17 protein-coding genes and 1 pseudogene are annotated in these 20,315 nt (G+C 71.6%); 7 read left to right on the top strand and 11 right to left on the bottom strand.

Features of this window, described 5'->3' with window-relative positions; genetic code table 11:
• The first annotated feature begins 86 nt into the window (after positions 1-86).
• Complete coding sequence (locus tag V6N00_RS16985; protein ID WP_334234247.1) at positions 87-1,229, top strand: pyridoxal phosphate-dependent aminotransferase; 1,143 nt, start codon at positions 87-89, stop codon at positions 1,227-1,229.
• 150 nt (positions 1,230-1,379) lie between these two features.
• On the opposite strand, the gene rbfA is transcribed toward V6N00_RS16985, so the two are convergent.
• The 5 genes from rbfA to V6N00_RS16960 form a co-directional block, all read right to left on the bottom strand.
• Complete coding sequence (gene rbfA / locus V6N00_RS16980) at positions 1,380-1,829, bottom strand: 30S ribosome-binding factor RbfA (RefSeq protein ID WP_334234262.1); 450 nt, start codon at positions 1,827-1,829, stop codon at positions 1,380-1,382.
• Between the two features lie 209 nt (positions 1,830-2,038).
• Positions 2,039-4,963: a translation initiation factor IF-2 gene (gene infB / locus V6N00_RS16975; protein ID WP_334234245.1), complete on the bottom strand. Its 2,925-nt coding sequence runs from the start codon at positions 4,961-4,963 to the stop codon at positions 2,039-2,041.
• 138 nt (positions 4,964-5,101) lie between these two features.
• On the bottom strand, positions 5,102-5,347 hold the full coding sequence (locus tag V6N00_RS16970) for a YlxR family protein (protein ID WP_416385109.1): 246 nt from the start codon (positions 5,345-5,347) through the stop codon (positions 5,102-5,104).
• A 124-nt stretch (positions 5,348-5,471) separates the two neighbouring features.
• A complete protein-coding gene (nusA, locus tag V6N00_RS16965) occupies positions 5,472-6,488 on the bottom strand; it encodes a transcription termination factor NusA (protein WP_334234242.1) in 1,017 nt (338 codons plus the stop codon).
• A gap of 1 nt (position 6,489) precedes the next feature.
• Positions 6,490-7,122 carry a ribosome maturation factor RimP gene (locus V6N00_RS16960; RefSeq protein ID WP_334234241.1) on the bottom strand — a complete coding sequence of 211 codons (633 nt, stop codon included), beginning with the start codon at positions 7,120-7,122 and terminating at the stop codon, positions 6,490-6,492.
• Between the two features lie 155 nt (positions 7,123-7,277).
• Here V6N00_RS16960 and V6N00_RS16955 point away from each other — a divergent pair, with 155 nt between their 5' ends.
• Both V6N00_RS16955 and V6N00_RS16950 read left to right on the top strand, forming a co-directional pair.
• Positions 7,278-9,011 carry a DUF4439 domain-containing protein gene (locus V6N00_RS16955; RefSeq protein WP_334234239.1) on the top strand — a complete coding sequence of 578 codons (1,734 nt, stop codon included), beginning with the start codon at positions 7,278-7,280 and terminating at the stop codon, positions 9,009-9,011.
• A gap of 334 nt (positions 9,012-9,345) precedes the next feature.
• Entirely contained in the window at positions 9,346-10,077 is a 732-nt protein-coding gene (locus V6N00_RS16950) for a VIT1/CCC1 transporter family protein (protein ID WP_334234237.1), read from the top strand.
• Positions 10,078-10,131: 54 nt separating this feature from the next.
• Here V6N00_RS16950 and V6N00_RS16945 read toward each other — a convergent pair whose 3' ends face one another.
• On the bottom strand, positions 10,132-10,884 hold the full coding sequence (locus V6N00_RS16945) for a sulfite exporter TauE/SafE family protein (protein WP_416385108.1): 753 nt from the start codon (positions 10,882-10,884) through the stop codon (positions 10,132-10,134).
• Positions 10,885-10,965: 81 nt separating this feature from the next.
• Positions 10,966-12,768, bottom strand: a complete 1,803-nt coding sequence (locus tag V6N00_RS16940) for a proline--tRNA ligase (RefSeq protein ID WP_334234234.1) — start codon at positions 12,766-12,768, stop codon at positions 10,966-10,968.
• A gap of 188 nt (positions 12,769-12,956) precedes the next feature.
• Between V6N00_RS16940 and V6N00_RS16935 the strand changes: the two genes are divergently transcribed.
• Entirely contained in the window at positions 12,957-13,535 is a 579-nt protein-coding gene (locus tag V6N00_RS16935) for a DoxX family protein (protein WP_334234232.1), read from the top strand.
• A gap of 108 nt (positions 13,536-13,643) precedes the next feature.
• Here the strand turns inward: V6N00_RS16935 and V6N00_RS17245 are convergent, their stop codons facing one another.
• From V6N00_RS17245 to V6N00_RS16915, 4 genes and pseudogenes are all read right to left on the bottom strand, one after another.
• Positions 13,644-13,997, bottom strand: a complete 354-nt coding sequence (locus tag V6N00_RS17245; RefSeq protein WP_416385110.1) for a hypothetical protein — start codon at positions 13,995-13,997, stop codon at positions 13,644-13,646.
• A gap of 41 nt (positions 13,998-14,038) precedes the next feature.
• A pseudogene (locus tag V6N00_RS16925) lies at positions 14,039-14,404 on the bottom strand (LexA family protein); the annotation flags it as partial.
• 206 nt (positions 14,405-14,610) lie between these two features.
• Positions 14,611-15,369, bottom strand: coding sequence for a FadR/GntR family transcriptional regulator (locus tag V6N00_RS16920; protein ID WP_334234230.1), 759 nt, complete (start codon positions 15,367-15,369; stop codon positions 14,611-14,613).
• A gap of 93 nt (positions 15,370-15,462) precedes the next feature.
• Positions 15,463-17,130 carry an L-lactate permease gene (locus V6N00_RS16915; protein ID WP_465193516.1) on the bottom strand — a complete coding sequence of 556 codons (1,668 nt, stop codon included), beginning with the start codon at positions 17,128-17,130 and terminating at the stop codon, positions 15,463-15,465.
• 165 nt (positions 17,131-17,295) lie between these two features.
• Here V6N00_RS16915 and V6N00_RS16910 point away from each other — a divergent pair, with 165 nt between their 5' ends.
• Genes V6N00_RS16910 through V6N00_RS16900 form a run of 3 tightly spaced genes read left to right on the top strand, consistent with a single transcriptional unit; the run spans position 17,296 to position 20,314 of the window.
• Entirely contained in the window at positions 17,296-18,096 is an 801-nt protein-coding gene (locus tag V6N00_RS16910) for a (Fe-S)-binding protein (protein ID WP_334234226.1), read from the top strand.
• On the top strand, positions 18,093-19,622 hold the full coding sequence (locus V6N00_RS16905; protein ID WP_334234225.1) for a lactate utilization protein B: 1,530 nt from the start codon (positions 18,093-18,095) through the stop codon (positions 19,620-19,622). Before V6N00_RS16910 ends, V6N00_RS16905 begins: the two co-directional genes overlap by 4 nt.
• Positions 19,619-20,314 carry a LutC/YkgG family protein gene (locus tag V6N00_RS16900; RefSeq protein ID WP_334234260.1) on the top strand — a complete coding sequence of 232 codons (696 nt, stop codon included), beginning with the start codon at positions 19,619-19,621 and terminating at the stop codon, positions 20,312-20,314. Before V6N00_RS16905 ends, V6N00_RS16900 begins: the two co-directional genes overlap by 4 nt.
• Position 20,315 lies beyond the last annotated feature (1 nt).

Below are 20,315 nucleotides of genomic sequence, written 5' to 3'. Positions count from 1 at the left end.
ACACCGCCTGCGCCGACCAGCCACCCGCCAGCCGCGTCCCGGCCCGCGTCGCCAACGTCATGACCTCCTACACCTAGACTGGCCGCATGCCCGAGCTGGCCCCGCACGTCCGCACCGTCCCGACCAACCAGATCCGCGAGATCACGCAGGCCGCCTGGACCCTCGGCGACGCCGTCGTCCTCTCCATCGGCGAGCCCGGCTTCCCCACCGATCCGCACGTCCTGCAGGCCGCGATCGAGACCTACGAGCGGGACGAGACGTTCTACACGCCCAACGCCGGGCTGCCGTCGCTGCGGCAGGCGTTCGCCGACCGGGTCAACGCGCAGCAGGGACTGAGCCTGGACGCGTCCCGCGTGTACGTGGTGACGGGCGCGCAGCAGGGCCTGCACCTGGCGATGAGCCTGACCCTGGACGTCGGCGACGAGGTGCTCGTCCCGGACCCGGGCTACCCGACGTTCACCATGACCGCCTCCCTCGTGCACGCGGTGCCCGTGACCTACCGGCTGCGGCCGGAGGACGGGTTCGCGCCGCGGGTGGAGGACCTGGAGGCGCTCGTGACGCCGCGGACGCGGGCGATCGTGCTCAACTCCCCGTCCAACCCGCTGGGCGCGGTGTTCGACCCGGCGACCGTGCGGGCGCTGATGGACTTCGCCTCCGCGCACGACCTCTGGGTCATCTCGGACGAGTGCTACGAGGCGTTCACCTACGACGGCGTCGAGCACGTCAGCCCGCTGCGGTACGACACCGACCACCGGGTGATCGTCTCGCACACCCTCTCGAAGACCTACGGCCTGACGGGGCTGCGGATCGGGGCCCTCGTGATCCCGCCGGGCACGGCGTCCCTGATCGACCCGGTGATGGAGGCGATCGTCTCGTGCGTCAATCCCGCCGTCCAGCACGCGGCGGTCGCGGCGCTGACGGTGCCCCAGCACTACATCGACACCGCGCGCACGCACTACCGGTCCAACCGGGACCTCGCGCAGCAGCTCGTCGGCGAGAAGGGGTACCCGTACCTGCCGGCCGCGGGCGCGTTCTACCTGTGGGTGGACGTGAGCGCCGTCAGCGGCGGCGACGTGCGGGCCTGGTGCCACCGGCTGCTCGCCGAGCACCGGGTCGCCCTCGCCCCGGGCACGGCCTTCGGGCCGAGCGGCGAGAGCTGGGTGCGGGTGGCCCTGTGCGGGTCGCGCGATGACCTCGTCGAGGGCCTCTCCCGCCTGCCGACCCCCTGAACACCGGCGCCGGGCGGGCCCGCGTTCTCCTGCTGACTGGTCCGAAACCGGGCGTTCTGCCGCCGTCGGCCGCGTAGAACGCCCGGAAACTGACCAGTCAGCGTGGAGGCGGCGCGAGGATCACGCCAGCGCGGAGGTCGAACCAGGGCGTCAGCGCTCGGCGTCGAGCTCCTCGTCGTCCTCGGCCGGCTTGCGGTAGGGGTCCTCCGCCCCCGCGTACACGGCGCCGGAGGCCTGGGCGGCCAGCTCGGCGTCACGCTCGCGGGCGGTCCGCAGCAGATCCTCGACGTGGGAGGCGTTGACGGGGACCTCGTCGGCGACGAAGGTCAGCGTCGGGGTCAGCCGGGCGGTGATGTTCTTGCCCACCTCGGCGCGCAGCACGCCCTTGGCGGACTCGAGCGCGGCGCGGGTGGACGCCTGCTGCTCCTCCTCGCCGAACACGGTGTAGTACACCGTGGCGTGCTGCAGGTCGTTCGTCACCCGGCAGTCGGTGATCGTGATGAAGCCCAGCCGGGGATCCTTGACCCGCCGTTCCAGCGCCTGCGCGACGACGACCTTGATCCGGTCGCCGAGCCGGGCGGCCCGTGCTGCGTCGGCCATGGTGTTCTCTCTCCTTNCCCGCCGTTCCAGCGCCTGCGCGACGACGACCTTGATCCGGTCGCCGAGCCGGGCGGCCCGTGCTGCGTCGGCCATGGTGTTCTCTCTCCTTCGTGATGGGGGTGGCACCCGGACGGACGACGGCGCACCGCAGTCGGCACCGGTGAGTGCCGACCGCGGTGCGCCGAGGCACGCCGTCCGGTCGCGGACGATCAGACGCGCGGCTTCTCGCGCATCTCGAAGGTCTCGATGGTGTCCTCTTCGCGGATGTCGTTGAACGAGCCCAGGCCGATACCGCACTCGAAGCCCTCGCGGACCTCGGTCGCATCGTCCTTGAACCGCCGCAGCGACTCGATGGTGAGGTTGTCGCCGACGACCGTGCCGGCGCGCAGCACACGGGCCTTGGTGTTGCGGCGGATGGTCCCGCTGCGCACCAGCGAACCGGCGATGTTGCCGAACTTGGAGGAGCGGAAGACCTCGCGCACCTCGGCGGTACCGAGCTGCACCTCCTCGTACTCCGGCTTGAGCATGCCCTTGAGGGCCAGCTCGATGTCGTCGATCGCCGCGTAGATGACCGAGTAGAAGCGCATGTCGACGCCCTCGCGCTCCGCCAGTTCGGCGACGCGCTCGGCCGGCTTGACGTTGAACCCGATGATGATCGCGTTGTCCACGGTCGCCAGGTTGACGTCGTTCTGCGTGATCGCACCGACACCGCGGTGGATGACGCGCAGCTGCACGTCGTCGTCGCCCACATCGATCTTGAGCAGCGCGTCCTCCAGCGCCTCGACGGCACCGGACACGTCGCCCTTGAGGATGAGGTTGAGGGTGTCGATCTTGCCCTCGGCCACGGCCTTGTCGAAGTCCTCGAGGCTGATGCGCTTGCGGCGCTTGGCCAGCTGGGCGTTGCGCTCGGCGGCCTCCCGCTTCTCGGCGATCTGCCGGGCGGTGCGCTCGTCGTCGGTGACCAGGAAGCTGTCACCGGCGCGGGGCACCGAGGAGAGACCGAGGACCTGGACCGGCCGCGACGGCGTCGCCGCGTCGACCTGCTCGCCGTCGTCACCGAACATCGCCCGCACACGGCCGTGCGCCGTGCCGGCCACGATCGTGTCGCCGACGTGCAGGGTGCCGGAGTTGACCAGGACGGTCGCGACGGCACCACGGCCACGGTCGAGGTTGGCCTCGATCGCGACGCCGCGGGCGTCCTTGTCCGGGTTGGCCCGCAGGTCCAGCGCCGCGTCCGCCGTCAGCAGGACGGCCTCGAGCAGCTGGTCGATGTTCAGGTTCTGCCGGGCGGAGACGTCGACGAACATGGTGTCGCCGCCGTACTCCTCGGGCACCAGACCGTACTCGGTGAGCTGACCGCGGATCTTGTCCGGGTTCGCGCCCTCCTTGTCGATCTTGTTGACGGCGACGACGATCGGCACACCGGCGGCCTGGGCGTGGTTGAGCGCCTCGACCGTCTGCGGCATCACGCCGTCGTCCGCGGCCACGACGAGCACCGCGATGTCGGTGACCTTCGCACCACGGGCACGCATGGCCGTGAACGCCTCGTGACCCGGGGTGTCGATGAAGGTGATGGCCCGGTCGACGCCCTCGTGCTCGTGATGCACCTGGTAGGCGCCGATGTGCTGGGTGATGCCGCCGGACTCGCCGGAGACGACGTCGGAGTGACGGATCGCGTCCAGCAGGCGGGTCTTGCCGTGGTCGACGTGACCCATGACGGTGACCACCGGCGGACGGGCCTGCAGCTCGTCGTCGCCCTCGGCCTCGAGCTCGGCGTCCAGGTCGATGTCGAAGGAGTCGAGCAGCTCGCGCTCCTCGTCCTCCGGGGACACGATCTCGATCTTGTAGCCGAGCTCGTCACCGAGCAGCGCGAAGGTGTCCTCGTCCAGGGACTGCGTGGCCGTGGCCATCTCGCCCAGGTGGAAGAGGACGGTCACCAGCGAGGCGGGGTTCGCATCGATCTTCTCGGCGAAGTCCGTCAGCGAGGCGCCGCGGCGCAGCCGCAGGATGGTGCTGCCGTCACCCCGGCGGACGGAGACGCCGCCGACCGTGGGAGCCTGCATCTGCTCCAGCTCGGCGCGCTTCGCCCGCTTCGACTTGCGCTGCTTGCCCCGGTTGGCGCCGCCCTTGCCGAAGGCACCCTGGGTACCGCCGCGACCGCGACCGCCCTTGCCGAAGCCACCACCGGCGGGACCCGAACCGGGACCGCCCCCGGGGCCGCGACGAGGACCGGCACCGGGACGGCCGGCACCCGCACCGGCACCGGGCCGCTCGGTGGTGCGCTTGGGCATCATGGCCGGGTTGGGACGCGGACCACCGGTGCCACCGGGACGCGGGGCACCCGGACGCGGACCGCCCGTGCCACCCGGGCGCGGGGCACCCGGACGGGGACCACCGGCACCGGCCGGCGGACGGGGACCCGCCGCACCGGCAGCGCCGTTGCGGCTGCCACCGGGACGCGGCATGCCCTGCGACGGGGCGAACGGGTTGTTGCCCGGACGGCTGCCCGACCGGGGCATGCCCTGCGAGGGGGCGAACGGGTTGTTGCCCGGGCGCGGGGCGCCGGGACGGGGACCGGGCTTCTGGCCCGGGGCGGGCGCCTGACGACGGCTGTCGTCACGGCCGCCACCGTCGCGCAGGGTCTCCTCCCGGGCGGCCGGCGTCTCCGGCTTGGGGCCGGGACGTGCGCTCGTGGGGGTGGCCGACGCCGGACGCGCGGACGCACTCGCGGCGGGCGTGCTCTGCTCGCGTTGCGGGGTGGGTGCCGGGGCCGCCGCAGCGGCCTCGTTCGCGGTGGTGGACGCCGCGGGAGCCGGAGTCTCGGCGGGCGCGGACGGCGCTGCCGGGGCGGCAGGCCCGGGCCGGGGCCCGGAGGGGCCGGGACGGGCGGACCCGCGGGCGGCGGTGGTGCCGGAACCGGCGGACGGCTTCGCCGCGCCACCGTTGCTGGCAGCGGCTCCATTACCGGCGGCGGACGCGGCCGGGTAGGCCGAGCGCAGCTTGCGCGCGACCGGGGGTTCGATCGTGGAGGACGCCGACCGGACGAACTCGCCCAGCTCCTGCAGTTTGGCGAGGGCGTCCTTCGACGTGATGTTGAGCTCCTTGGCGAGCTCGTGAACGCGGACCTTGGCCACATTTCTCCTGTCTCGGCCCGCACCGGACAGGGGGCGGACCGTCTATTCCGTACTGCCGCTTCCGTTGCGCGAGGCGCGGTCAGCGGCGGTGAGAGAGCACAGTGACGTACTCATCGGGAGGCACTCATCGGGTTTCCATCAGTGTTCTGACCCGCTTTCAGGTTGACGGTCGTCCCTGGTCGGGTGATGACCCGGGACGTGCTGTGCGATCCAGGACTCGACGTCGGTGGCGTCGACCGCGGCCCGGAAGGCCCGGTCGAACGCTCGACGCGAGAGCGCCCGTTGCAGGCACTGCGGCTCGGGATGGAGCCACGCCCCGCGACCGGGCAGGCGGCGCCGCGCGTCCACCTGCAGTCGAGGACTGGAAGCGGAGAGACGGACCACACGCACGAGCAGATGCTGGGAGTCCCGCCGACGGCAGCCGACGCAGGTGCGCACGGGCCCCTCACGGTTGTCCCAACCGTTCAAGTCTAGCCCCTGTTCCCGGCGCGCCACGAACCGGGGCGTGTCAGCGGGAACCGGCCGCGCCGTCGGCCGTCGCGTCGGCGGTGCCACGTCCCGCTGCGGTGTCCGCGGCGATGTCGATGTGCCACCCGGTCAGCTTGGAGGCGAGCCGCACGTTCTGCCCCTCCTTGCCGATGGCGAGCGAGAGCTGGAACTCGGGAACCACGACCTTCGCCGACCGGCTCGCCTCGTCGACGATGGTCACCGAGGTGACCCGCGACGGGGAGAGGGCGTGCGCGATGAACACGGCGGGGTCGTCGGCCCAGTCGACGATGTCGATCTTCTCGCCCGAGAGCTCGCTCATGACGGCCCGGACGCGGGAGCCCATCTCGCCGATGCACGCGCCCTTGGCGTTGACGCCGGGCACGCGCGCGGCGACGGCCATCTTCGTGCGGTGGCCGGCCTCGCGGGCGAGGGCGATGATCTCGACGCTGCCGTCCGCGATCTCCGGCACCTCGAGCTCGAAGAGCTTGCGCACCAGGCCGGGGTGGGACCGGGACAGCGTGATGGACGGGCCCTTCATGCCGCGGTGGACGTCGACGACGAACGCGCGGATGCGGTTGCCGTGGCGGTAGTCCTCTCCCGGCACCTGCTCGGGCGGCGGAAGGACGCCCTCGACGGCGCCGAGATCCACCTGGACCATGTGCGCACTGCGGCCCTGCTGGATCAGGCCGGAGACGAGTTCGCCCTCCTTGGCGCGGAACTCGCCGACGACGGCGTCGTCCTCGACGTCGCGCAGACGCTGCAGGATGATCTGGCGGGCCGTGCTGGCGGCGATCCGGCCGAAGCCGGCGGGGGTGTCGTCGTACTCCCCGACCGCGTTGCCCTCGTCGTCGGTCTCGACCGCGTAGATGGTCACGTGACCGGTCTTGCGGTCCAGCTCGGCGCGGGCCTGGTGGGTGTGGCCGGTGCCCTTCTGGTAGGCGACCAGCAGGGCCTGCTCGATCGCGGGGATCAACCGGTCCAGCGGGATCTCCCGCTCCTGCTCGAGGAGTCGCAGGGCGCTCATGTCGATGTCCATCTCAGGCCTCCTCGTCCTCGATGAAGTCGTGCTGGTCGGTGTCGTCGTGCTGGTCGTGATCGCCTGCGGCGGTGTCGTCGGGGGCCGTGAATTCGACCTGGACGCGCGCGGAGGTCACCGTGGCGTACGGCACCGTGACCGGGTCGCCGTCCTTGGGCTTCGTGCCCTTGGCGCCCTCGAGGCGCGGGACGATGGTCGCCTCGGTCTCGTCGGCCTCGGTCAGCCGGCCCAGCAGGGTGGCCCCGGACGTCGTGACGACGGTGACGAGGCGGCCGCGCGACCGGCGCCAGTGGCGCGGCTCGGTGAGCTTGCGCTCGGCGCCCGGCGAGGAGACCTCCAGGTCGACGGGGCCCGGGACGACGTCGGGGTCCTCGTCGAGGGCGTCCGAGAGCCGGCGCGCCAGCTCGGCGACCTCGTCGAGGCCGAGCGACCCGGTGCGGTCCTCCGGGAGGTCGACGACGACGCTGAGCGTGCGCAGCGCTGCGGGCCCGTGGACGCGGACCTGCTCGAGGAAGAGGCCGGCGTCGGCGACGATCGGCGCGAACAGGGCGTCGACACGGTCGGTGTCGACCGCCGCCGGCTGCGGGTTCCGCCGGGGCGCCGACGCCTGCTTCTGGCCGGACCTGGCCGCCATCATGACCTCCTGCTACGTGGTTGTGCTCCAGCCTAACGACATTACCGTGTCCCGGCGTGGGCTCGGAACACGGTCTCCTCCGCCCCGCCGGCGCCGCGCCGGACGCTGCGCCGGACGCCGCTGCACGGCAGAGCAGCATGGCAGGATCGAGACTCATGGGAGCACGCGACCGGGCCGGGTCACCGACGCCGTCACGGGGCTCCCGTCGCCGTGTCTGGCTGCTGGTCGTGGCCGGCGTCGTGCTGTTCGCGCTGGTCGCGGTGCTCAGCGCCGTCGTCCTCAAGCCGCTGTTGCCCGGCTCGGATCCGTCGGCCGCGCGGGAGCGCAGCCGGGCCGAGTCGGCCCGGCACGATGCGGCCACGGCCCTGCGGCGGGTGGACGCGGACGTGCACCTTCTTCTGCGCGGGGCGGGCACGACGACGGCGCAGCGTTCGGATCTGACGGGCATCGCCGCGGCCGTCGCGGTCCAGCGGCGCCTGCTGGCCGGGGACGACGGGTCAGGTTCGGCTGCGGGCACGTCGGGTGCGGCCTCGGGTCCAGGTGCGCCGGGGGCGGCCTCGGCCACGGCCGGTTCGACCGCAGCATCGACCGGGTCCACCGCGTCGTCGCCGAGCGCGCGACCGGTGACCGCGGCGTCAGTGGCCCGCGAGCTGCAGGACGTCGCGGTACGGAGCCTGACCGCGGCGGCGACCCTCGGCTCCCCCGCGCCCACGTCGTCCCCCGGTTCCGGCGCGGGTTCGGGTGCGGTCAGTGCGGGTCCGACCGGCGCGGACGCGAGTTCCTCGGCGACCGGCGCGGCTGCGGATGCGGCCGACGCGGGCTCGGCCGGGGCCGCTTCCCCCCAGTCCGACGCTCCCGCGGGCGCGTCACCGTCCGACGGCGGACCGGACGTCAACACGCCGCCCGTCGATTCGTCTCCTGCCGGGTCGTCACCGGCGGCCCCGTCGGCGGCCTCCGCACCGACACTCCCCGCGGCCGGGTCGCCGGCGTCCTCCGCGTCGGAATCCGTCACCGCTGGGTCGTCCACGAGTGGCTGGTCCACCGCACCCGAGGGCGGAATGGCCCGGGTCCTCGCCGCGACGGGGGGCGCCCAGGTGCAGTGGGCCGACCGGCTCGCCCGCAGCGCCGGCGTCACGCTGCCCGACGCGGCGGCACGAGTGCGGGCGGCCGTTCCGGCGGACGCGTCGCCCTCGGCCTGCCCGAGCTCGACCGGCCGCGCCGCGTCTCCCTCCTCGGACCAGTCCTCTGCCGGCGCCCAGTCCCCCACCCCGTCGGACGCCCCGGCGTCGGCGGTGTCCTCCACGACCGGTGCGGCCTCCAGCTCCTCGACTTCCGGTTCCGCCGTCCCGGGACCGACCGAGGCGCTCGCCCGGGTCGAGCTGGCCGAGCAGCGGGCCGTCTACACGTATCAGGTGCTGCGCGCACGAACCGGGGACACGCTCCCGTCGGCGACCGCAGCCGAGCGTGCCCACCGGACCCGGCTGACGGCTGCGGTCGAGTTCGCCCGCCATCACTGCCGCGCCGTGGAACCTGAGCGGCCGGCGTTCCCGGTCGACCGCACGGTCCTCGACCAGCCCGCGCGGGCGACGGCGGCGACCGCCCGGCTGGAGCGCGACGCGATCCTGGCGTGGGGCGATGCGGTCGCGTTCGGCGACGCCGCGACGCGGGCCCGGGCAGTGCCGCTCCTCCTCGACGCGGCACGGGCCGGCACCGCACTCACGGGCGTCATCGCCGTCGCCCCCGGACTGAGCGACAGTCTGCTGCCCTCGTCGTCGCCGGGCTCACCGGCGGCCGGTTCGGTACCGTCCGGTCGGGCAACGTCCGGTTCCGCTCCGTCGAGCACTGCGCCGTCGGGCACGGCGTCCTCGGGTGCTGAATCCGGTCGGTGACATCGAGCTCGGTCCACCCCGTCCCGCGACACGCCGATTCCGATCGGGATAGAGCGCCCGGTCCCCGATCCACCAGGCATGTCCTGGGATCCAGTGCGCGGCCACCCCTGACCCAGTACCCGGTCCCAGCGTCGGCCGGCATGTCCTGGGATCCAGTGCGCGGCCACCGCTCACACCACACCCGGTCCCCGTGTCGGCCGGCGTGTCGTCGGAAGACCGGGTGCCGATCCGCCAGCCGTCGACCGAATCCGACGCCGCCCGCACCGGACGCCGCACCGTTGAGGCAAGCCCAACCTTGCTGGCGGGATCGGCGCGCCGGGTGTTGGATGCCCTCATGGACCAGCCTCAGTCTCGCCTCCACGACCATCCCGAACCGCACGCCGCTTCTGGCCTCTCCCAGCGCCTCAACCGGCTCCGTGCGGGGGTGCTCGGCGCGAACGACGGCATCGTCTCCGTGGCCGCCGTCGTCGTCGGCGTCGCGGGGGTCACCACCGAACCCGGCCCGATCCTCGTGGCCGGTGCCGCAGCCGTCGTCGGTGGCGCTGTGTCGATGGCGCTCGGCGAGTACGTGTCCGTCAGCAGCCAGCGCGACTCGGAGGAGGCGCTGATCGCCAAGGAGACCGCCGAGCTGCGGGACGACCCCGAGGGCGAACTCGTCGAGCTCGCCGAGCTGTACCGGCAGCGGGGACTGAGCGAGGAGACCGCCCACCAGGTCGCCGTGGAGCTCACCGAGAAGGACGCCCTCAGCGCCCACCTGTCCATGGAACTGAACATCGACCAGGACGACGTCGTCAGCCCGTGGCACGCCGCGTCCGCGTCGTTCGTCGCCTTCCTCATCGGGGCGGTACTGCCGCTGATCGCGGTCCTGCTGCCGCCGGCCGGCCTGCGGGTGCCCGTCACGGTGGTCGTCACCCTCATCGCCCTCGCGATCACGGGGGCCGTGTCCGCGCGCCTGGGCGGGGCACCGCAACTGCGGGCGACGCTGCGCGTCGTCATCGGTGGCGCGCTCGCCCTGGCCGCGACGTTCCTCGTGGGGCGGCTGCTCGGCGTCTCGGGCGTCGGCTGAGCCGGTATCGAGTGCAGTCGTGCGGGGCCCGGGAGACCGGGCCCCGTTCGCGTCTCAGCGCCGGAGATCCCCGAGGACGTCCGAACCGAGCTTGAGCACGAGCAGCCCGACGACGACGAGGAACACGACCCGGATGAAGCGGCTGCCGCGGGCGACGGCGGTCCGGGCACCGAGGTAGCCGCCGACCATGTTGGCCGCGCCGAGGATCAGGCCGAGGCCCCACAGCACCGAGCCGTGCGGGACGAAGAAGAGCAGGGCGCCGATGTTGGTGGCGACGTTGACGATCTTGGCCTTGGCGCTGGCCTGCAGGAACGCATACCCGAGCACGGTGACGAGCGCGATCACGAGGAACGATCCGGTGCCGGGCCCGAGCAGCCCGTCGTAGAAGCCGATGACGGCACCGATGAGGGCGGCGAGGCCGTGGTGCCGCCGGCCCGAGTGCCGCAGCCGGGTGACCTGCCCGGCGTCGGGCTTGAGGGCCGTGAAGACCGCGACGGCGATCAGGGCGACGAGGATGACGGGCTTGAACACCTGCTGCGGCAGGCTGGCCGCGACGATCGCCCCGCACACGCTGCCGACCAGCGCGAACCCCGCCATCGGCAACGCCGTGCGCAGGTCCGGCCGCACGCGACGGTAGTACGTCACCGCGCTCGTCGAGGTGCCGAACACCGAGCCCATCTTGTTCGTCGCCAGCGCCTGTACCGGGGTGATCCCGGGCACGAGCAGCATGGCGGGCAGCTGCAGCAGACCGCCCCCGCCGACCACGGCGTCCACCCAGCCGGCGGCCAGGCCGGCGACGATCACCATGACGATGACGGCGGGGTCGGCGGCCTCTAGGCCGGTGGTCACAAGCCGGTCGTCACGGGCGGGGCCGTCACGCGGCGGCCCTCAGGAGCCACGGACGACGCCGCGCAGATGCTCCACCGCGTCGGCGACCGGCACGGTGACGCTCTCGCCCGTGCGCCGGTCCTTGACCTCGACGACGCCGTCGGCCAGGCCGCGGCCGACGACGACGACGCTGGGCACCCCGAGCAGCTCGGCGTCGCCGAACTTCACGCCCGGCGAGGTGCGCGGCCGGTCGTCGAAGAGGACGTCGATCCCGGCCGCCTCCAGGTCGGTGGCCAGCTGCTCGGCGGCGGCGAAGATCTCCTCGCCCTTGCCGGTGGCCATCAGGTGCACGTCGAAGGGGGCGACGGCGCGGGGCCAGACCAGCCCCTTCTCGTCGTGGTTGCTCTCGGCGAGGGCGGCGACGGCGCGGCTCACGCCGATGCCGTACGAGCCCATGGTCACGATCACGCGCTTGCCGTTGGCGTCGAGCACCTGCAGGTCGAGGGCCTCGGCGTACTTGCGGCCGAGCTGGAAGATGTGCCCCATCTCGATGCCGCGGGCCAGCTCGAGCGGGCCGGAACCATCGGGGGCCAGATCCCCGGCGCGCACCTCGCTGGCCTCGATCACACCGTCGGCCACGAAGTCGCGGCCCGCGGTCAGCTCGAACACGTGCCTCCCCGGCTGATTGGCGCCGGTGATCCACCGGGTGCCGTCGACGATGCGCGGGTCGAGCAGGTAGGTCAGGCCGGTGCGGGAGGTGGTGCCCAGGACGGGGACGTCAAGGCCCACGCCGGGGCCGATGTAGCCCTTGACCAGGCCAGGATGAGCGGCCAGGTCGGTGTCGGAGGCGGCCTCGACGCCCACCTCGCCGGCCACGCCCAGGTGCTCCCCGACGGTCGCCTCCACGCGCTTGAGGTCGACGGCGCGATCCCCGGGCAGACCGATCACGACGATGCGCCGCTCCCCCGTCGGGAGGGTGACGGCGATGACCACGTTCTTCAGCGTGTCCGCGGCGGTCCAGTCCCGGTCGTCCCGGGGGAATCGCTCGTTCGCGACCGCGACGAGGGTCTCGATGGTCGGCGTGTCCGGGGTGTCCTCGATGTGCGCGGCGGGGGCGTCCGCGGCGTCGACGGGGGCGGGCGCCACCGTGGTGACGGCCTCGACGTTCGCGGCGTAGCCTCCGGCGGAGCGGACGAAGGTGTCCTCGCCGACCTCGGTGGGGTGCAGGAACTCCTCGCTGCGGGAGCCGCCCATGGCCCCGGAGACGGCGTTGACCGCGACCACCTCGAGGCCGAGGCGGGCGAAGATCCGCACGTAGGCGGCCCGGTGGGCGTCGTACGCGCGCTGCAGGCCCTCGTCGTCGGCGTCGAAGGAGTAGGAGTCCTTCATGATGAACTCGCGGCCGCGCAGCAGGCCGGCCCGGGGACGGGCCTCATCCCGGTACTTGGTCTGGATCTGGTACAGGTACACGGGCAGGTCCTTGTAGGACGTGTACATGTCCTTGACCAGAAGGGTGAACATCTCCTCGTGGGTGGGCGCGAGCAGGTAGTCGGCCTCACGCCGGTCCTTCAGCCGGAACAGGTTCTCCCCGTACTCGGTCCAGCGGTTGGTCACCTCGTAGGGCTCCCGCGGCAGCAGGGCCGGGAAGTGCACCTCCTGGGCGCCGATCGCGTTCATCTCCTCGCGCACGATGGCCTCGACCCGACCCAGCACCTTCAACCCGAGCGGCAGCCACGAGTAGATGCCCGGGGCGGCGCGACGGATGTACCCGGCGCGCACGAGCAGCCGGTGACTGGCGACGTCGGCGTCGGCAGGGTCCTCGCGCAGCGTGCGGAGGAAGAGCTGGGAGAGGCGGGTGACCACGGTGCGGTTGATCCGATCGTCGGGGGATGGGGCCGATCCCGGCCCTCAGCGAGTGTATTACAGGGCGTCCGGCGGCCCGTGGCGGCCGTCCGAGAGGCCGGGACCCCGGCACCCGGTGACGGCACCCGCGCCGGAAGGCTCCGTAGACTGGCGCCTGCGTTCGCCCCGTCCCCACCGGAAGGATCCCCATGAGTCACGAGACCACGACTCCGGTCGCCACCACCGTCGCCCGCACGATGTTCCGCGTCGGCCTCGGCGGCGTGCTGGTCGCCCACGGGTCGCAGAAGCTGTTCGGCTGGTTCGGCGGCGGCGGCATCGAGGGGACGAGCCAGGGCATGCACGCCATGGGGTTCCGGCCGGCGAGGACCAGTGCGCTGCTGGCCGGCGTCGGTGAAGCGGGGGCGGGACTGGCCCTCGCGCTGGGACTCGGGACACCGGTGGCCGGCGCCGCGGCCGCCACGACGATGGGCGTGGCCGCCAGCGTGCACACCCCCAACGGCTTCTTCGCCACCGAGGGCGGCTTCGAGTACCCGGCGGTGCTCGGCCTGGCCGCCACGTCCTTCGCCGTCGGCGGACCCGGCCGGGCCTCGCTGGACGCGCTGACCGGCCACGTGCTCGACCGGCCGTGGATGCGGGCGGTCGCCGTCGCCGCCATCCCGGTGGCGATCGGCGTCCAGGTCCACCGCCGCCGTCAGGCGCTCGCCGCGGACGCGACCCCGGAGGCGGCGGTCACTCCGGTCGAGGAAGGCTCGACCGACCCCGCCTGAGCCGACCTCCGAGGAACGGCCGCAGCGGCACCAGCACCGGCTCAGACCCGATGGGGGTGGGGCTTGGAGGTCTTGTAGGCCCAGGGCCTCACGGTGCAGATTCGTGGATCATCCCGAGCAGTGGCCTTGGGATGCCGACATGCAGCGGAGGCCCTGGTGTTCAACGAGCGTACGGCGGTGGGATTGGATGTGCACGCGCGCAGCGTGCGGGCGGCGGCGTTGGACACGTCGACCGGCGAAGTCATCGAGGTCAAGCTTCCGCCCGGTAGGGCCGGTGTGCCGGGCGACCGCGGCCCGGATCACCCCGCCCTGGTCGGCGTAGGCGCCGCGACGGGCGTCCAGGCCCCGGAAGGAGTCGTCGATGGAGTAGACCTCCTGCCAGGCCGCGTGCCGGCCCAGCAGCTCCATGGTTCTGGAAGACGGGTCTCCGTACAGCTCGTAGTTCGAGGACTTGGCGACCATCCCCCAGCTTGTCGCCCGGGCGGCGAGCTGGAACCACGGGGTGCGGGCACGCGGAGGTCGGGGTAGGCCGGGTTCTCCGCGGCCAGGACGACACCGGCCCGGGTGAGGCGGAGACGTGCGAGGGTCAGCTCACCGTCGAGGATCGCCATGACCACGGCACCATCGGTGGGCCGGCGGGCGCGGTCGACGACGAGCTCGTCGCCTTCGCTGATGCCGGCCCCGGTCGTCGAATCCCCCGACACCGGGACCACGAACGCGGAGGTCCGGTCCTGGATCAGGCGGTGGTTCAGGTCGACGGAGCCGTCGTAGTAGTCCTGTGCCGGCGAGGGGAAACCGGCCGGGACGGCGATCGGGGCGACTTGGATACCGTCCCCGAAGTGCTCGTCAGTGAGGGTGCCGATCTCCACCACCACCGCCACGCTCACGGCCCACGCTCCCGCTTCGAAAGTATGTTCGACTGACGAGGCATCGGGCTAGCACCGGGGTCCGACGGAAGCGTGAGGAAGGATTGGCCCCTGCTCCGGCATGCAGTCCGTCTGTTAGCGATCTTGTCGGGTGCAGACTGTTCCCTTATGCCAGCATTCGGACGCGAAGATGTGCCTTCTCGAGACGGCTAAGCCAGCCGCCGTTCTCCCGAGCGTGCCGACGTGGCAGGCTCAGTGGTGACGCCGGCTCGGTCCACGAACCAGGCGATGTGGTCGCGAGCGAGCCGTTCTGCCGCGTCCCCGTCGCCGGCCACCACGGCATCGAGAATCCCGTGGTGTTGGCGGCGTAGTTCCGCGGCTACATCGGCCCAGTCGTCCAGTTCGGTGAATGCCTCGATCACGTAACGTCGGATCGTCTCGCCCAGGGAATCCATGACGGTGCTGATCACCGCGCTGCCGGCCAACGCCGAGACGGCAAGGTGAAACTGAGAGTCGAGGATGTGAAACCGCACGCGATCGACGTCGTCGGCGCTCATCCGTTCCAGCAGGGCAGAGGCTTCTTCGATCTCCGGAAATTGCTTCTCGTCCGCGGCGACCCGGTCGGCGGCGGCCCGTGCCGCCCAGCCCTCCAGGAGCATTCTGGACTGCACGATGTCGTCCAGAGGCAGAGTACGTGCCGCCATGTGCAGGCGCATCGCTCGCGCCATCCCGCCGGCGGGATCAGAGATCACGATGGCCCCCGACCCCGGACCGGATCCGACGGCGGACCGGACCAGTCCGATGGTGTCCAGGACCCGCAACGCCTCACGGACAGAGGCCCGCGAGATCCCGTACTTGGCGGCGAGGGCGCGCTCCCCCGGCAACCGGTCACCGGGAGAGAGTACGCCACTGCGCAAGTCCGCCTCCACGCCGTCGAGCACGACCTGGTATGAACGATCCGACGGCACGCGGCTTCCTCCTGATCAATGGACTGGTCTCATTATCCCCGCCTCAGCGGCGATGTTTCCCGGTCTTGGCCGAGGCGGGGACGCGAGGTCATCTCAAGGAAGCATCCAGCCCAGGACCGGAGTGGACTGCAAGAAGACCAGGACACACAGCACGAGCAGCAGGCCGACGGACCACCCGACCACCTTGCGCAAGATGGTGCCCTCCTGCCCGTCCAGCTGAACCGACGTGGCGGCGATGGCCAGGTTCTGCGGGCTGATCAGCTTGCCGACGACACCGCCGGTGGTGTTGGCCGCGACCAACAGGTTCGGGTCAATGCCGGCGTTGACGCCGGCGGTCTGCTGCAGCTTGGCGAACAAGGCGTTCGCGGAAGTGTCCGACCCCGTCACGGCGGTGCCCAGCCAACCGAGGATCGGGGAGAGGAAGGCGAAGAAGCCGCCCGTCCCCGCCAGCCACACGCCGATGGTGACCGTCTGCCCGGACAGGTTCATCACATAGGCCAGGGCGAGGACGAGGAGGATGGTCGCCGCGGCCCAGCGCATCCGATAGACCGTGACCCCGATCTCGCGGATCGCGGTGCCCAAGGGCAGCCGGAAGCGACCACCGTCGTCGTTCAGGGAGTACACCACGGCAACGATGAGACCCGTGATCAGCAGCAGCGTGCCCGGGCTCGAGAGCCAGGTGAAGGTGTAGGTGGTGGAACTGAGCGGCTTGCCGGCGGCGTCGACCAGGCGCTCGGACAGGCCCGGCCACGGAATCTTCACGTCCGTCGCCGCGAGAGCGGCCGGAATGTTCACGCCGAGCTTCCACAGCTTGGCGATCCCGAAGACCGCGATGACGAGCAGGTACGGGAACAGGGCCATGCCGATCCGGCCGGAGGAGAGCGACCCGCCCGTCGTGACGGTGGCGATGCCGAACCGTTCACGCGCCTGGTCGCGACCGCGCGGGGTGTAGACACGCAGGATCAGGACGGCGGCGGCGAGCCCGACGAGGGAGGCGACGATGTCGGTCAGCTCGTAGGAGAAGAAGTTCGAGCACAGGAACTGCGCGAGGCCGAACGCGACACCGGTGCCCAGTGCGATCGGCCAGGCGTCTTTCACGCCGCGGCGCCCGTCGAGGATGAAGAGCAGGATCACCGGGACGATGACCGCCAGCAGGGGTGCCTGCCGGCCGACGATGGCGCCGATGTGGGCGGCGTCCAGCCCGGTGAGGCTACCCGCGGTCGTGATCGGGATGGCGACCGCACCGAAGGCGACCGGGGCGGTGTTGGCCAACAGGACCGCGCATGCAGCCTTGAGCGGGGAGATGCCGAGGGCGACCAGCATCGTCGCCGTGATCGCAACCGGGGCGCCGAAGCCGGCGAGGGCTTCCAGCATGCCGCCGAAGCAGAAGGCGATGAGGATGGCCTGCACCCGCACGTCACCGCCACCGATCATGTCGAACACCCGCCGCAGGTCATCGAACCGGCCCGAGAGGACCGTGACCTGGTACAGCCAGATGGCCATGATCACGATCCACAGCACCGGGTGGGCACCGAACACTGCGCCTTCCGCCCCGGCCAGCAGCGCCAGGTCGATCGGCATCCCGAATGCCGCGACCGCCACGATCAGAGCGGTGACCAGGGCCGCGAGCCCGGCGACGTGCGCCCTTACCTTGACCACGGCAAGGAGGATGAAGAAAACCACCAGGGGGATCAACGCGATCAGCGCGGACAGCGGCACGCTGTTCGCGACTGGGTCGGTCACGGGAGTGAACATGGATATGCCTTTCCGTCAGGAGCCGCCCCGGTCAAGACGGCGGTCTGCCCATAAATGGTCTGACCAATGTGGTCTGACCATGTACTCTAGCTCACACTCTTGCCACTGTGAAGTACCCCACGTAGCATGGTCTGACCACATGAACGGGATCCATTTGCTGGGAGGCCGTCGATGAGAATCGCCCTGTTCGCCACGTGCATCGTGGATGCCATGTACCCCCAGGTCGCCGTCGCGACCGTGACGATCCTCGAGCGGCTCGGCCACGAGGTCGTGTTCCCCGCCGGGCAGGCCTGCTGCGGCCAGATGCACGTCAACTCCGGCTACGCGGACGCGTCCGTGCCGGTCATCCGCAATCACGTGCGGGCGTTCGAGGCGGAGGAGTGGGACGTCGCCGTCGCCCCGTCGGGCTCCTGCGTCGCCTCCGTCAAGCACCAGCATGCGCAGATGGCCCGCCGCGTAGGCGACGCGGACCTGGCGACGCGGGCGGAGGTGATCGGTCGCGGCACCTTCGAGCTGTCGGCTCTGCTCACCGATGTCCTCGGTGTCACCGACGCGGCCGCGCAGCTTGGTTCGTGGTTCCCTCACCGGATCACCTATCACCCGTCCTGCCACGGGATGCGACTGCTCCGGCTCGGTGACCGGCAATTGGATCTGCTGCGCAGCGTCGAGGGGATCGAGGTGAATCCCCTGCCCCACGCGGAGGAGTGCTGCGGGTTCGGCGGCACGTTCTCGGTGAAGAACGCCGCCGTGTCCACCGCGATGCTGGACGACAAGGTAGCCAACGTGGTCGCGACCGGAGCCCCCTTGTGTGCCGGCGGCGATGCGTCCTGCCTGATGCATATGGGCGGCGGCCTGTCCCGCCAGCACACCGGCGTCGGCACGGTGCACCTGGCGCAGGTGCTCGCCAGCACTCGGGAGGACCCGCTCGTCTTCGACGGCGCGGCCCAGCTGCAGGGAGGTGCGCTGCGATGAGCACGGATCTGGGCATGCCGCGGGTCCGCCCCGCTCACGGCGTCGGGAACATCATCGAACGCGAACCCTTCCCGCAGTACGCCGAGCGAGAGCTAGGCAACGAGCAGCTTCGCGCGAACCTGGGCCGGGCAACCTCGACGATCCGCGCCAAGCGTGCCGCCGTCGTCGGGGAGCTCGACGACTGGGAGGCCCTGCGGGACGCCGGCTCGGCGATCAAGGCCGCGACGATGGCAAACCTGCCGGCCCTGCTCGAGCAGTTCGAGGCGAACGTCACCGCCCGGGGCGGCGTTGTGCACTGGGCACGCGACGCGGACGAGGCGAACCGCATCGTCGAACAGCTCGCCACCCGGTACGCCCCGGTGCTGCCGAACGGGCGCCGCGAGGTCGTCAAGGTCAAGTCCATGGCCACCCAGGAGATGGGCATGAACGAGTACCTCGAGGGCGTGGGCATCGACGCGTTCGAGACGGACCTGGCCGAACTGATCGTCCAGCTCGGGCACGACACCCCGAGCCACATCCTCGTCCCTGCGATCCACCGGAACCGGAGCGAGATCCGCGAGATCTTCCTGCGGGAGATGACCGACGTGGACCCCGCGCTCTCCGACGACCCGCGCCTGCTCGCGATGGCCGCCCGGAAGCACCTGCGCGCCAAGTTCCTCGCCGCGAAGGTCGCCGTCTCGGGCGCCAACTTCGGCATCGCCGACACCGGGACGCTCACCGTGGTCGAGTCCGAGGGCAACGGCCGGATGTGCCTGACGCTGCCGGAAACGCTGATCACCGTGATGGGCATCGAGAAGCTCCTGCCCAGCTACGCCGACCTCGAGGTGTTCCTCCAGCTGCTCCCCCGCTCCTCCACCGGCGAGCGGATGAACCCGTACACGTCGATGTGGACGGGCGTGACGCCGGGCGACGGGCCGCAGAACGTGCACGTCATCCTGCTGGACAACGGCCGCACCGCTGCCCTGGCGGACGAGGACGGCCGATCCGCGCTGAACTGCATCCGCTGCTCAGCGTGCCTGAACGTCTGCCCCGTGTACTCGCGGACCGGCGGCCATGCCTACGGGTCCACCTATCCCGGGCCGATCGGCGCGATCCTGTCCCCGCTGCTCACCGGGGTGGAGCAGGGCGAGAACGGGTCCCTGCCCTACGCCTCCTCGCTGTGCGGGGCGTGCTACGACGTGTGCCCGGTCAAGATCAACATCCCCGAGATCCTCGTGCACCTGCGCGGGAAGGACGTCGAGGCGCGGAAGGAGGCCGGAACCCTGAAAGGTCAGCTGGACACGGCGTTGAAGGGCGCCCAGTGGATGATGAGCGACGGCCGTCGCATGGCCGCCGTCGAACGGGTCCTGCCGCTGGGATCCCTCTTCGCCGGACGCGACCGGAAGTTCTCGACGCTGCCCGGCATCGCCGGGGCATGGACATCGAGCCGGGACATCCCCGCCCCTCCCGCCGAGTCCTTCCACACCTGGTGGAAGAAACGAGAGAAGAACGACGGCGATCGCGGGACTCGGAAGGAACAGGCATGAGCGAGCAGTCCAACGACGTGCCAGTCTCGGCGCGGGAAACGGTGCTGGCACGAATCCGCGGCGCCCTCGCCGACGACGGCGCCGCTACCGGCGACGACGCTCGGGAGGCGGCACGGACACCGGCGGACATCCCCCGGGACTACCGGCACTCATCGTCGCTCAGCCCTGACGAACTCGTCGAGCTGCTGGTGGACCGCCTCGTGGACTACCGGGCCGACGTCGACGTGATCGATGCCGCCGATCTGCCGACCGCGGTCGCGCGGCGCTTGGCCGGCGCCTCGTCGTACGTGGTCCCACCGGCACTGGACGAACCGGGCCACCCCCTGGCCAATCTGGAGACGGAGGCGCGCCGCCTCGTCGACTCCGCCGATGCCCCGTTGGACGTGCACATGCTCGACCACGTGGGTGCGGTGGTCACCAGCAGTGCAGTCTCGGTCGCCCAGACCGGCACGATTTTCCTCGACGGATCCCCCGACCAGGGCCGACGCGCCATCTCCCTGGTGCCGGATCACCACATCTGCCTGGTTCCGGTGGAGTCGATCGTCGGACTGGTGCCGGAGGCCGTCGGCCGTCTCGATCCGGTCCGGCCGACGACGATGATCTCCGGGCCTTCGGCGACGAGCGACATCGAGCTGGAGCGCGTCGAGGGAGTTCACGGGCCTCGCCACCTCGACGTGTTGATCGTCAGGTGAG

The organism is Tersicoccus mangrovi, from assembly GCF_036881825.1.
In the GTDB taxonomy this organism is placed as follows: domain Bacteria; phylum Actinomycetota; class Actinomycetes; order Actinomycetales; family Micrococcaceae; genus Tersicoccus; species Tersicoccus mangrovi.
The sequence above is the reverse complement of the archived record's forward strand: the minus strand, read 5'-3'. Positions and strand labels throughout refer to the sequence as shown.